The organism is Microbulbifer harenosus, from assembly GCF_005771435.1.
GTDB lineage: Bacteria > Pseudomonadota > Gammaproteobacteria > Pseudomonadales > Cellvibrionaceae > Microbulbifer > Microbulbifer harenosus.
On record NZ_VANI01000005.1, the window covers coordinates 176,113 to 189,437 of the forward strand.

Here is a 13,325-nt window from a genome sequence, read left to right on the forward strand (position 1 = left end):
ATCAGGACTCGCTGAACAAACTGTGGTCTTCATTTTCCGGCGTAATCCGCTCAATCTCTGCGTCATCTTTCCCGGATTCACCGACCAGCTGCGCCAATGCGGATTCGGAGACAAACTGGGCAATGGTCGGGCGCACCCGCAACAGGGTGTCGACTACCGCATCGCTATCATCGCCGTTGAACTGGATCAGGCGAAGCTGTCGTAGCTTTTTCAGCAACTGCTTCCGCTCGATCTGCTTGTCCGGCAGTGACATCTTCAGCAGGTTGCGCATCCCAAGCTCCAGCGCCTCCAGCGTCAGGGCCACGCAGCCGTGGTCGTCCACCTGGCCTTCGCGCAGGGATTTGTCGTACTCGACCCGCAACACCAGGATCGCGGCAACTTCCTGCTGACCAAGGCGCGCGCGGAAGCCACCGTGGTGCGGCTCCTCCTGATCTGGCATACCCGGTACTTCGGCGCCCGGTGGATACACGCGGATAAACTGGAAGCGACTGTCGTGTTGCAGGCGCAGGCCGAGGGGGGAAATCCACTCGCGGATTAATTGTTCGCAGCGCTGGAAACGGTCGTAGAGTATGCTTTCCACATTGCTTTCATCCCGGCAGATCACACCGTAATCCAGCAGGCGCACCAGCAGTTCGGAAAATTCATTGCGGGTCAGCCGGCACTGGGCCAGCGCCTCTTCCAAAGCCTGTTCAATCACGGTTATTCAACTCGGTTTTCAATTCAAGCGTGTATTCGTCAAATTGTTCGAAGTAGTCGTTGCTCGCGACTTCTCCGGTAAAGGTCACCTGCATGAACGGGCCACTGCCGTCCTGGGATACCGCAGCCGCTTCCAGCGCGTGACTCATGGCAAGCAGGTCTCGGGCATTATTCAGTGGCAGATCGCGACTGCTGACTTTCTGCCCGCGACCGAGAGCATCGCTCAGATAATGACGCAGGTCACTGCCGTTGAAGTTGAACGCTTGATCCAGCAATTGCTGCAGGACGATTTCCCGCTGGCTGTCGTCGCTGAGGGGGGCTTCGTCTTCCACCAGGGTATTTACGGGCGCTCGGCGGCTGCGATGCCAGAGCTGGGTCTGCCTGGGATCAAACAGGCGCAGCTGGAAAGAGGCCAGCTGGTTGCCGAGCTCGCCAAGCAAAGCGTCGCGCTCGGGCGACTTGCCGAGTTCCTGGCACAGATCGGTGAACGCGCCCTCGGTGTGGCTCTGCAGATAACTGAGCTGGCGAATGATGATTTCCGCCCGTTTGGTGAACCCCTGCAGCGCGTGGCGCAGTGCCGGGAGTTTTACTTCACAGGCGCGGCGCATGCGGTCTTCGATGGTATCGAGCATCAGCCAGAGGACCGATTGCCCCTCGCTGTAGAGCTCCGGTAGCTGCTGGCGCAGGCGGCGCTCCCACTCGGCCTTTTTGCTGTTGTCCTTGCGGCGGATCTGGCCGATGACGCGACCGATGCTGTCGCGATGTTTTTCCACGCTATCGGCGGAAAGACGAATGGCCAGATCCGGCTGGAAGCGGCTTTCCATAAACGAGAAGAATTCTTCCGTAGCCTGCTGCACCAGAATCTGTGCCTCCACCTCGCGCACCAGTTCCCGCTTGCGCTCTTCCAGCTCGGCGATCATATCGGTGAAGTCGGCCACGATACGCTCGGAATATTCCCAGGCGTCAATCAGATCGTAAACCTCGCCGCGGCTGTTAAAAGCCTCCAGCGCATTGAGCGTATTGCGGGTATTGCGGTGGCGGGTACGCACGCGGGTGCTGTTCAATTCCACCAATGGTTGGGTGAACAGGCGACCGCGGCGGCTGAAGGGAAAGGAAACCGAAAGCGTGGCGGTATCCACCAGCTTTTCCAGCCAGCCAAACTCCACGAGATTGTTCAGTACCCAAACCGCCTGCTCGCGCAGATTGCGAAAGCGCCCTTCCGGTTCACTGCTATCGTCGCTGTCGAGCTGCGGCGCGCGCGTCAGCGCCTCGGAAAAAATTTCCAGGATCTGCTCGCGATTCAGCGACTCACCGTAATCCGCTTTAGCGGTATACAGCCGCTCGTATAGCAGACGCAGGCATTCCACCACCTGCTCGCGGTATTTCCCGGTCAGAGGGCGGAAAAAGTGCTGGTAGGAATCTGCAAAGAACAACGCAGGAACTTCCGTTTGCTTGGCGTGGCGCTTAGTTCTCTTCCGGCTTCTGGTTCAGTACGCAGTATTTGGTGTAGTCGCCGGCGTCTTTAAAGCTCCAGTCACCCTTTGGGGTTTCGTCCATTTTTTTGCACCACGCTTCGGAACCGCGTTTGGGTTCGCAGGCGGCGAGGGTGAGGACGGCGATGGAGGCGGTGAGGATGATCAGGATGTTTTTCATGCTAGCTTCTTTTACGTTGATTTTTGTCTTGATGGGGGACTTGGATTGCTTGTCCACCACTCCGCTTGAGCTCGATTCGAACGCTGTAGGAGCCTGCTTGCAGGCGAACGGTTTGGAGCTTCGATTTGTTCGCCTGCAAGCAGGCTCCTACAGGGGGTTACCGGAAGTTATGCGTTACTCCCGGCGCCACTTGGTTCCTTCACGGCTATCTTCCAGCACTACACCTTTTGCCTTGAGCTCTTCGCGGATCTCGTCGGCACGAGCAAAGTTGCGGTCTGCTTTGCTCTTCTGGCGCTCGGCAATCAGCGCCTCAATTTCGTCTTCGCTGATTTCGTCACCGCCGCGGGATTGCTTGAACCAGGTTTCTGCATCCATCTGCAAAATGCCGAGCAGTTCGCCCGCGGCGAGTAACTGGCCTTTGAGCGCCGGCTTGTCCGCTTCGGCGGCCTTATTCAGCTCTCGTGCCAACTGGTGCAGTTCGCTGATGGCGATGGGGGTATTCAGGTCGTCGTGCAGTGCCACCATAAATGCCGTGTTGCTCAGGTCACCCCGCTCAGCAGGTATTGCCTGGGTCTCGCGCAGGGCCCCGTAAAGGCCGTCGAGGGTGCGCCACGCCTGATCCAGCAGATCGGCACTGAAGTTCAGTTCCGAGCGGTAGTGCGCTGAGAGCAGTGCAAAACGCAGCACTTCACCGGGATACTGCTGCAGCAGGTCGTTGACCATGCGGAAGTTACCCAGCGACTTGGACATTTTCTCGCCGTCGATATTGACGTAGCCGTTGTGCATCCAGTAACGCACAAAATCCACACCGTTGGCGCAGCAGCTCTGGGCGCGCTCGTTCTCATGGTGCGGGAAGGTCAGGTCGCGGCCGCCGCCGTGTATGTCGATGGTGTCACCGAGATGCTTTTTGATCATCGCGGAGCACTCCAGGTGCCACCCCGGGCGACCGCGCCCCCAGGGACTTTCCCAACCCGGTTCGTCATCGGAAGACGGCTTCCACAGGACAAAATCACCGGCGTATTTTTTATACGGTGCCACTTCTACCCGCGCGCCGGCGAGCATGTCGTCGAGGGAACGCTTGGAAAGCTTGCCGTAGTCTTCCATGGACTCGACCGCGAACAGAACGTGGCCGGAGGCTTCATAGGCATGCCCCTTTTCGACCAGGCGCTCAATCATCGCAATCATTTCCGGCAAGTGCTCGGTGGCATAGGGCGTGACATCCGGCTGCAGGTTATTCAGCGCCTGCATATCCTCGAAATAAGCCTGGGCGAAGCGCGCGCTGAGCGCGGCGATTTCCTCGCCATTCTCCCGTGCCGCTTTCATGATCTTGTCGTCAATATCGGTGATATTGCGCGCGTAAACCACATCGCTGTACAGAGTTTTCAGCACCCGGTACAGGGTGTCGAACACCACCGCAGGACGCGCGTTGCCGATATGCACGCGGTTGTACACGGTGGGACCACACACGTACATACGCACGCGGTTTTCCTGCAGTGGCTGGAATACTTCCTTTTCACCGGAAAAGGTGTTGTAGAGCTTGAGAGGCATCGCTTCCCGCTGGTTGTCTTTTGAATTTAGTGGTAGTTGCTCGCCGTGTAGGAGCCTGGCTGCAGGCGAACGGTCCAGAACTCAGAACGATTCGCCTGCAGGCAGGCTCCTACAAAAAACGCATGCAATGAATTAGTTGTCCTGCTCTTTCGCCCAGGAATCGCGCAGTCCGATGGTGCGGTTGAACACGGGTTTTTCTGCGCTGCCGTATTTACTGTCGAGACAGAAGTAACCGTTGCGCTCGAACTGGTAGCCCTGCCCCGGCTTTGCGTCCGCAAGGCCGATTTCGGCTTTACAGCCGCTCAGGATTTTCAGGTTGTCCGGATTGACCGAATCCAGGAAGTTCTTGTCACCCACATCCGGGGATTCATCGTTAAACAAGCGGTCGTAAAGGCGCACTTCACAATCCACGTTGTTGTCCGCCGATACCCAGTGAATCACGCCCTTGGGTTTGACACCGTCCGCCGGGTCTTTACCGAGGGTATCCAGATCGACCGAGCACCGCAGTTCGACGATATCACCGGCGTCGTTCTTGATCACTTCATCCGCCTGGATGACATAGGCGTTGCGCAGGCGCACCTTCTTGCCCAATACCAGACGCTTGTATTTCTTGTTGGCTTCCTCGCGGAAGTCCTCCTGCTCGATATACACGGTTCTGGTAAATGGCAGTTCCCGCGCCGGCAGATCATCGCGCACCGGGTGACCGGGAGCGTTCAGCATTTCCTGTTGACCTTCCGGGTAGTTGGTGAGGGTGACCTTGAGCGGCTCCATCACGCACATGGCGCGGGGGGCGTTCTTGTCGAGGTCGTCGCGGATGGCATATTCCAACATACCTACATCCACGGTGGAATCCGCGCGGGTGACGCCGATCATTTCGCAGAACTGACGGATCGACGCCGGTGTCACGCCGCGGCGACGCAGGCCGGAAATGGTCGGCATGCGCGGGTCGTCCCAACCGTCCACAAATCCTTCGTCCACCAGTTGCTTGAGTTTGCGTTTGGACACTACGGTGTAGTTCAGGTGCAAACGGGCGAATTCGTACTGGCGCGGACGCGCGGGCACCGGGAGGTTTTCGATGAACCAGTCGTACAACGGCTTGTGGTCTTCGAACTCCAGGGTACAGATGGAGTGACTGACACCCTCAATGGCATCGGACTGGCCGTGGGCAAAGTCGTAACTCGGATAGACGCACCATTTGTCACCAGTCTGGTGATGGGCCATTTTCTTGATGCGATAGATAATCGGGTCGCGCAGGTTGATGTTCGGCGCAGCCATATCAATTTTGGCGCGCAGGCTGCAGCTGCCCTCGTCAAATTCACCCGCGGTCATACGCCCGAACAGGTCCAGGTTCTCTTCCACCGAGCGGTCGCGGTAGGGGCTGTTCCTGCCCGGGGCTTTCAGGGTGCCACGGTATTCGCGCGCCTCTTCGGGAGACAGATCGCAAACGTAGGCTTTGCCCTGTTGGATCAGGTGGATGGCCCACTGGTGCAGCTGGTCAAAATAGTCCGAGGTGTATTTCGGTTCGCCAGCCCACTCAAAGCCGAGCCACTCCACATCACGCTTGATGGACTCGACATACTCCACGTCCTCCTTCGCCGGATTGGTATCGTCGAAGCGCAGGTTGCACTTGCCACCGAACTCCTTCGCCAGGCCAAAATTCAGGCAAATGGATTTGGCGTGCCCGATGTGCAGGTAGCCATTGGGCTCTGGCGGAAAACGGGTGGTCAATTGGCTGACCCGGCCCTCGGCCAGATCTTCGCGAATGATATTCTGTAAGAAGTGAGCGGGCTTGCTCTCGGATGTCATAGCTTTCTCTATATACAGCTGTACAAACTAAGCGCGGGATTATAACGCAGTTGAGCGTTACCGCGCGGGTTTTGATAGGTGCCATCTGGGCTGTGATCGGCGCCGCGATAAGAGTATCATGCCGCCCGAAACCGACCCGGACAGGACAATTTATGATCACTCTGCACACCACTCATGGCGACATCGCCATCGAACTGGACTTTGACAAGGCACCGAAGACCGCTGCGAACTTCTTGCAGTACTGCCGCGAAGACTTCTACACCGGCACCATCTTTCACCGAGTAATCAACAATTTCATGATCCAGGGCGGCGGCATGACCCCGAACATGGATCAGAAGCCCACCCGCGAGTCCATCGAGAACGAAGCGGACAACGGCCTGAAGAACGACACCGGCACCCTGGCCATGGCGCGCACCATGGATCCACACTCAGCCACTGCTCAGTTTTTCATCAACGTGAAAGACAACGACTTCCTGAACTTCCGCTCCAAAGACACCCAGGGCTGGGGCTACTGCGTGTTCGGCAAGGTGGTCGACGGCATGGATGTGGTAAACAAAATCAAATCCGTGCCCACTGGCAGCAATGGCTTCCACCAGGATGTGCCCACCGAGACCATCGAGATCACCGGTGTGACCATTTCCGACGCCTACTCAGACAAGTAATCGTCGAGACCCGAGGACGGAATTCTCCAGTGGCCAGTTTCATTATTTCAGACCTGCACCTGGACGAATCCCGCCCGGATATCACCCGGGCCTTTTATGACTTCCTGGAAGGCCCGGCCGCCGGTGCCGACGCGCTGTACATACTCGGTGACTTTTTCGAAGTATGGATCGGGGACGACGACGATGCCCCCCTGCCCCGTGAGGTGGCGCGCCACCTGAAGACCTACCGCGACAGCGGCACCCCGGTCTACTTCATGCACGGCAACCGCGATTTTCTGCTGGGCGAGAATTACGCCCGGCACTGCGGCGCGGAACTGCTGCAGGACCCCTGCACCATCGAACTTGCCGGCGAGCCGGTACTGCTGATGCACGGCGACAGTCTGTGCACCCTTGATCGCGAATACATGGCCTTCCGCCAGCAGGCGCGCAACCCGGCGTGGCAGCAGGCGCTGCTCGCCAAACCCCTGGAAGAACGGCGCCAGATTGCCGCGCAGATCCGCGCCGTATCCAAATCCATGAACAGCCGCAAAGCGGAAGACATCATGGATGTCACCCCGGGCGAAGTGGTCAGCGTCATGACCGAGCACGGCGTCCGCACCCTGATCCACGGCCACACCCATCGCCCCGCGCGCCATGCGCTCACGGTCGACGGCGAGCCCGCAGAACGTATTGTGCTGGGAGACTGGGGCGACCAGGGTTGGTGCATCAGGGCCGATGAAAACGGGCTTGATCTGATCCACTGGCCACTGACACAACAGGCCTGAACTGAGAGCCCGCCGGGCAAAGAGCGTCCACCCTAAATGACAAAGCGCCTGCCGATCCCGGGTTACCCGGAGTCGGCAGGCGCTTTGCGTATCGGGCCGTACAAGTCCGGCGCCGCGAGCCCAGATTACACCGTGTCAGCCAGCGGCCGGCAGTGCGCCCTCCGGCTTGTCGCCCGCATCCGAAAGCTGGAGTGCCTTCTCGGCGGCACACAGCGCCTCACTTAGAGTGTCAAATGTACCCTGGGCGGGAATCCTCCCGTTGAGCCCCTTCAAGACCTTGTGAACTTCTTCGTTCATACCCGCAAGGAACAGCTGTTTGCCGCTATCTTTGGCGTCTGAAGCAACGGTTTCCACCGCCAGCGCTGCGGACAAATCCAGAAAGGGTACAGAGGAAAAGTCCAGGATCAACACTCGGGACTGATCACTGCTCTGCTCGCGAACATGATGGCCGAGGTCGGCCGCCGCACCAAAACTCAGCGGGCCGCTGAACTCGAACAGGGCGATGCGATCGCGGTTGCGCTCCAAAATGGCCTTGTCTTCCTCGCTGTCCAGATGCTCCGGCAGGTTGCGCAGGTGCTCGATCTGCAGGCTCGCAACCTGCTTGACGTAAGCCAGCGCCGCCAACACCACACCAACGCCCACCGCAGTAATCAGGTCGACGAATACGGTCATACCCAGAACCAGCACCATCAGCAACAGATCCCAACGGGGGCCCTGGTGCGCGCGCTTCAGGTATTTCCAGTCGATGATATCCAGGCCGACTTTCACCAGGATACCGGCCAGTACCGCCTGCGGAATATTCTCCGCCAACGGACCCAGCCCCAACGCCACCGCCAGCAGCACCAAGGAGTGCGCCATACCGGATATACGGGTCTGACCACCGGAGCGGATATTGACCACGGTGCGCATGGTGGCGCCCGCACCGGCGATACCGCCAATAAAGCCTGCTGCCGCGTTACCGATACCCTGCCCGATCAGCTCCTTGTTGCTGTGGTGGCGGGTGCGGGTCATGTTGTCTGCCACCAGAGAGGTCAGCAGACTGTCCAATGAGCCGAGCACCGCGAGAATGATCGCAGCTTCCACCACCAGCATCATCTGATCCCCGCCAAACACCGGCAAATGCAATTCCGGCAGCCCCGTGGGAATGCTGCCAAGCACCGGTACGTTCAGAGCGAAGAAGGCAACCAGGGTACCGGCAATCAGTGCCGCCAGCGGCGCCGGCACATAGCGGCCCCACTTCGCCGGCCACAGATACACCATCGCCAGTGTGGCGAGGCCCAGCAGCAGGTTGGCAGGGTGAATATCCGCCAAGGCCTCCGGCACATTGCCGAGCGCCCCGAGGGTGCCGCTCGGTGAGGCGTGCCCCAGCAGCGGGTTCAACTGCAGGATGATGATGATGACACCGATGCCGGTCATAAAGCCGGAGATCACCGGATACGGCACGAGGCGGATGTAATGCCCGATACCGAGCACACCAAACGCCACCTGCAGCGCACCGGCCAGGATCACCGCGGTAAAGATCAGGGACGCGTCGCCAGACAGGCTTGCGAACAGTCCCGCCAGAACCACAACCATCGGCCCGGTGGGACCGGAGATCTGCGGCCCAGTACCGCCAAACAGCGCGGCAAAAAATCCCACGGCAATGGCGCCATACATACCAGCCATCGGGCCAAGGCCCGAGGCCACACCCAGTGCCAGCGCGAGGGGAAGCGCCACAACGCCGGCGGTAATACCGCCGGTGATGTCACCGCGCAAATTGGACAAATCAAACTTCATGACAGCTCAACCTCATTGAAACTACTCAGCTTCCTTGCCAGGACGCCACCATCTCAAGCATTCGGTATCAAGCGATGCAAAATCCGCGCCTCAAGCGCCGCTGGCGCCGCTGGTCAACGCTTCCGGCAACTCACCGAAAAGGGCACGGTAGCGCTCTTCCATCGGCTTGAATTCACGGGTTTCCTCGTCGAGGCACAGCACTTCGCCGCTGCCAATGTTGTAAACCCAGCCGTGCAGAGTGATACCGCCGTTGGCGAGACCGCTGGCCACGGCGGGATGGGTCCGCAGGTGCTGCATCTGCTGAATCACGTTTTCACAGGTCACTTCATCCAGGTGATCGCTGCACAGGTCACCGTGGCGACCGCGCACCACTTCCGTGGCGGAACGGCAGTGGCCCAGCCACTCCTTCACGTGCGGAAGACCGTCCAGCTTTTCGGGGGCGATGGCGCCCTTCATGGCACCGCAATCCGTGTGACCGCACACCACAATGTGAGACACCCCGAGCGCAGCCACCGCAAATTCGATGGAAGCGGTCATACCGCCTGTCTGGCTGCTGTGCGGAGGTACCACGTTGCCGGCATTGCGGCAGATGAACAGCTCGCCCGGCTCAGTCTGGGTCACCAGGTTCGGATCAATGCGGGAGTCTGCGCAGGTAATGAACAGCACCTCAGGATTCTGGCCATTCGCCAGCTTGGTAAAACGCTCTTGCTTAGCCGGGAAGACTTCCTTTTGAAACTTCGCCACACCGGAAATTACACGCTCCATGAAAACTCCTTACTGAATTTCAAGACTGGGCAACCAGGTTCGAATCCATTATTTTGTGATAGTTCAATAAATTGAAATACCATTTGCTGATAACATCTCATTATCAGAGAACCCCGGAGCCCCCATGGCCGCAAATGTGCCCCCCCCGAGCTTCAAGCAGCTGGAGTATTTTGTGACCATTGCGTCACGCTCGAATTTTCGCCGCGCCGCGGAGGAATTGAGGGTTAGCCAACCCGCCCTTACCACCCAGATCCGGGCGCTGGAAACCACTCTGGGCATCCAGCTGTTCGAGCGCTCCCGCTCGGGTACGCTGCTCACACCAGAAGGCCGCGAACTACTGGAACAGGCGAGACACCTGATCCTCGGCATGCGTGAATTCACCGAGCATGCCGAGCTGATATCCCAGGGCCACCAGAGCACCTACAAACTGGGGGTCCCCCCCACACTCGGCCCCTATCTTTTGCCCAATGTGCTACCCACCCTGCACGCGCGCCATCACCGTCTGAAACTCTATGTACGCGAAGCGCCGCCCCGCCTGCTGATTCAGTCGCTGGCCGAAGGTACTTACGACATCGCCATCGTGCCCCTCCCAGTGAACCGCGACGACATCGCAGTGGAGCCGCTGTTTACCGAGCCGCTCAAATTCGTGGTGCCGGCGGATCACCGACTCGCCGGCAAGTCCCAGGTAACCCCCTCACAATTGCGGGGCGAAAAAGTACTGACGCTCGAGGATCAACACCATTTCCACCACCAGGTTCAGGAAATATGCCAAAGCCTGGGCGCGCATTTGCAGCGGGATTATGAAGGCACCAGCCTGGACACACTGCGCCAGATGGTGGTGATGGGATTGGGCGTGGCATTTCTGCCCGGACTGTATGTGCACTCGGAAATGCACAATCCGGAAGCACTGCATGTGAGTGAATTGAAGTCAAAACCAATTCGCCGCCAACACGGCCTGGTATGGCGAGCCAGCGCGCCGGCGAGGAGGTTCTACCGGGATCTCGCCGTCCAGATCCGGGAAATTGTGCACGAGCGATTGGGGGATGTGGTGACCGTGGATCGCCCTTGACGCAGGTCATACGACCCGCGTCGCGATCACCAGAGCCGCCAACCAGTTGCGTGAATTCTGCTAAAACTTAACAGGTTGTTGAAAAACAACATGTCAAACCGCGCCATCTTCGGCCCGGCCGCAAACTAAGCCCCCAAGTGCACGACATGCCATAGAAGATTTGCAGACATGCACACAAACCCGGGTTGAAAGGTTGTGGATGGTCTTTTCAGCAAGCGGTTAAGCACCATATTACGTAACACTTCCCACCAGACTCTGGAGTTCCGCCCGTGGTATCTGTCGATGAACGCGCTCCTCTCAGCATGCTTACCTTGCTGGCCAGTGAAGATATCAACGCCGATTCCGCCGCAGGTGTCGCGGCACGCCGCCTGCAGAAAGAGCTGGAAAAGCGCCAGGTAAAGCTCATCACCGCAGACACCGTGGAAGACACCAGTGCTCTGCTGGCTGCCTATCCCGGCATTCAATGTCTACTGCTGAGCTGGGAAATACCCGGGAAAAACACCGCCCACGGCGCGCTGGAAATTCTCGGGGAATTGCGCGCCCGCAATGAGCGCCTCCCGGTTTTTCTCCTTGCCGACCGCGACAGCGTGGCAGACATGCCGCGCCGCGTACTGGAAATGTCCAACGACTTCATCTGGATGCTGGAAGACACTCCGGCGTTTATCAGCGGCCGAATCCAGAGTGCAATCGAGCGCTATCGAGCGGCCATATTGCCGCCGATGTTCAAGGCCCTGGCGTATTTTTCCCGGGTGCACGAATACTCCTGGCACACCCCCGGCCACACCGGTGGCACCGCGTTTTTGAAATCGCCAGCCGGGCGCGCATTCTACGAGTTTTATGGGGAAAATATGCTGCGCTCGGATCTGTCCATTTCCGTGGGAGCGCTCGGCTCACTGTTGGACCACACAGGTCCCATCGCGGAGGGGGAACGCTACGCCGCCAAGGTATTCGGTGCGGATCGCACCTACTACGTGACCAACGGCTCTTCAACATCCAACCGGGTGATTCTGATGTCTTCAGTGACGCGCGGCCAGATTGCGCTGTGCGATCGCAATTGCCACAAGTCCGTGGAGCACGCGATGACCATGTCCGGCGCGGTGCCCACATACCTGATTCCGGTGCGCAACCACTACGGAATCATCGGCCCCATTCCACCGCACCGACTCGAAAAAGCGGCCATACAGCAGGCAATATCCGACAATCCGCTGGCCACCGGCGCGGAACATCAGACTCCGGTACACGCGGTAATCACCAACTCTACCTACGACGGTCTCTGCTACAACGTGCGCCGGGTCGAGGAATTGTTGGGTGAGGTGGTGGACAGACTGCATTTTGACGAAGCCTGGTATGCCTATGCGCGATTTAACCCGATATATCGCGACCGCTTCGCGATGTACGAGCAGGACCCCGAGGTGCCCTATCGCGGGCCGACAAAGTTTGCCACCCAGTCCACCCACAAGCTGCTCGCAGCGCTGTCCCAGGCGTCGATGATCCATATTCGCGATGGCCGTCGCCCCATCGAGCATGGACGTTTTAATGAGGCGTTTATGATGCATGCCTCAACGTCGCCACTTTATTCCATCATGGCATCCAATGACGTTAGCGCGGCGATGATGGACGGCCCCAGTGGACAGGCGCTCACCGGCGAATCCATCGCCGAAGCAGTGGCCTTCCGGCAATTGCTGGCACGGCTTAATCACGAATATTCCACCAAGGGAGAGTGGTTTTTCAATGGCTGGCAACCGGAACAGGTCCTCGATCGGGACACCGGGATCAGCACACCGTTTTACGAAGCACCTGCGGCATTGCTGGGCAATTCGCCCGACTGCTGGGTACTGCGCCCCGGTGACCGCTGGCACGGCTTTGGCAACCTGGAAGACGATTTCTGTATGCTGGACCCGATCAAGGTGTCTATTACTACCCCGGGCGTCCAGCACAGTGGTGAGCTGGGTGACTGGGGGATACCCGCCATTCTGGTGAGCAGCTACCTGGGCAATCTCGGCATCATCGTGGAGAAGACCACGGACTTCACCATTCTTTTCTTGTTTTCTCTAGGCATCACCAAAGGCAAGTGGGGTACGCTGATCAACGCCCTGCTCGCGTTCAAACGCGACCACGACAACAATTGCCCCTTGTTGGAGTGCATTCCAGAACTTGCACACAGTCATGCCGAATACCGCGAACTCGGCCTGCAAGATCTCGCTCGGAAAATGTTTATCCGGATGAAACAGCTGCGCACCACGGCGCAGATGTCTGCGGGCTTTTCCACCCTGCCACATGCGGACTGCAGCCCCGTGCAAGCCTTCGAATCACTCGTTCGCGACGATGTAGAACTACTCCCGCTCACACAGCTGGCAGGACGCACTGCCGCAACTGGAGTGGTGCCCTACCCGCCCGGCATTCCGCTGCTGATGCCAGGTGAAAATTTCGGCGCGGAGGATAGCCCGATACTGGGTTACCTCAAGGCGCTTGAGGCCTTTGATCGGGAGTTTCCCGGCTTCGAACACGACAATCACGGTGTGGAAGTGCGAGATGGCAACTATTCCATTTACGCATTGAAGTAAGGACCCGGTATCACCACGGTCA

Annotated in this window: 11 protein-coding genes; 4 read left to right on the plus strand and 7 right to left on the minus strand. The window is 58.7% G+C overall.

The features are described from left to right. Position 1 precedes the first annotated feature (1 nt). The 5 genes from FDY93_RS05300 to FDY93_RS05320 all read right to left on the minus strand — a co-directional run bounded on the left by FDY93_RS05300 (position 2) and on the right by FDY93_RS05320 (position 5,703). Complete coding sequence (locus FDY93_RS05300; protein WP_138234702.1) at positions 2-697, minus strand: DUF4194 domain-containing protein; 696 nt, start codon at positions 695-697, stop codon at positions 2-4. Further along, complete coding sequence (locus tag FDY93_RS05305) at positions 690-2,129, minus strand: Wadjet anti-phage system protein JetA family protein (protein WP_138234703.1); 1,440 nt, start codon at positions 2,127-2,129, stop codon at positions 690-692. The genes FDY93_RS05300 and FDY93_RS05305 overlap by 8 nt, the downstream gene beginning before the upstream one ends. A 31-nt stretch (positions 2,130-2,160) precedes the next feature. Continuing rightward, entirely contained in the window at positions 2,161-2,349 is a 189-nt protein-coding gene (locus tag FDY93_RS05310; RefSeq protein ID WP_138234704.1) for a DUF3012 domain-containing protein, read from the minus strand. A gap of 174 nt (positions 2,350-2,523) precedes the next feature. Next, positions 2,524-3,897: a cysteine--tRNA ligase gene (cysS, locus tag FDY93_RS05315; protein ID WP_138234705.1), complete on the minus strand. Its 1,374-nt coding sequence runs from the start codon at positions 3,895-3,897 to the stop codon at positions 2,524-2,526. Positions 3,898-4,029: 132 nt separating this feature from the next. Then, on the minus strand, positions 4,030-5,703 hold the full coding sequence (locus FDY93_RS05320; protein ID WP_138234706.1) for a glutamine--tRNA ligase/YqeY domain fusion protein: 1,674 nt from the start codon (positions 5,701-5,703) through the stop codon (positions 4,030-4,032). 152 nt (positions 5,704-5,855) lie between these two features. Here FDY93_RS05320 and FDY93_RS05325 point away from each other — a divergent pair, with 152 nt between their 5' ends. Then, on the plus strand, positions 5,856-6,365 hold the full coding sequence (locus FDY93_RS05325; RefSeq protein WP_138234707.1) for a peptidylprolyl isomerase: 510 nt from the start codon (positions 5,856-5,858) through the stop codon (positions 6,363-6,365). A 29-nt stretch (positions 6,366-6,394) separates the two neighbouring features. Further along, positions 6,395-7,129 (plus strand): UDP-2,3-diacylglucosamine diphosphatase, encoded by a 735-nt coding sequence (locus FDY93_RS05330; RefSeq protein WP_138234708.1) that lies wholly within the window; start codon positions 6,395-6,397, stop codon positions 7,127-7,129. 135 nt (positions 7,130-7,264) lie between these two features. On the opposite strand, the gene FDY93_RS05335 is transcribed toward FDY93_RS05330, so the two are convergent. Both FDY93_RS05335 and FDY93_RS05340 read right to left on the minus strand, forming a co-directional pair. Continuing rightward, entirely contained in the window at positions 7,265-8,905 is a 1,641-nt protein-coding gene (locus FDY93_RS05335) for a SulP family inorganic anion transporter (RefSeq protein ID WP_138234709.1), read from the minus strand. A 90-nt stretch (positions 8,906-8,995) separates the two neighbouring features. Continuing rightward, positions 8,996-9,670 (minus strand): carbonic anhydrase, encoded by a 675-nt coding sequence (locus FDY93_RS05340; protein WP_138234710.1) that lies wholly within the window; start codon positions 9,668-9,670, stop codon positions 8,996-8,998. A gap of 124 nt (positions 9,671-9,794) precedes the next feature. Between FDY93_RS05340 and FDY93_RS05345 the strand changes: the two genes are divergently transcribed. Next, positions 9,795-10,739: a hydrogen peroxide-inducible genes activator gene (locus tag FDY93_RS05345; protein WP_138234711.1), complete on the plus strand. Its 945-nt coding sequence runs from the start codon at positions 9,795-9,797 to the stop codon at positions 10,737-10,739. Positions 10,740-11,008: 269 nt separating this feature from the next. Continuing rightward, positions 11,009-13,303, plus strand: a complete 2,295-nt coding sequence (locus FDY93_RS05350; protein WP_220446103.1) for an Orn/Lys/Arg family decarboxylase — start codon at positions 11,009-11,011, stop codon at positions 13,301-13,303. Positions 13,304-13,325: the final 22 nt, after the last annotated feature.